The 246-nt window shown below is 47.2% G+C and carries 1 protein-coding gene; it reads right to left on the bottom strand.

Annotation, left to right across the window (positions count from 1 at the left end):
* Positions 1 to 246, bottom strand: a 246-nt coding sequence (locus tag FRX97_RS12295; RefSeq protein WP_170227142.1) for a hypothetical protein, incomplete at both ends; no start/stop codon positions are given.

The following is a 246-nucleotide window of genomic DNA, read 5'->3' as shown; positions in this document are numbered from 1 at the left end:
CGTTGCTTCCCTTAAAATGTAGGATGTTGCCCAAACTGGCTCCACTTTCAGTGTGCAGCACATAAAGTAAGGTGTCGTCCGAGTCGAGGACATAATCGGAAGTAGCTTGCGCAATGAGTCGATCTCCGATACAAGCAAAAAGGGTGTCTTGTACAAGACTACCAGCATCGCTAAGACAAGGACAACCATAGGAAGTGCGAAGGGTATCGGAGAACCCACAACCACTTTGATCGCTAAATCCAAACT

This window comes from Luteibaculum oceani, from assembly GCF_007995015.1.
Classification (GTDB): Bacteria; Bacteroidota; Bacteroidia; order Flavobacteriales_D; family Luteibaculaceae; genus Luteibaculum; species Luteibaculum oceani.
Note: the sequence above shows the minus strand (reverse complement) of the source record. Positions and strands in the feature narration are given on the sequence as shown.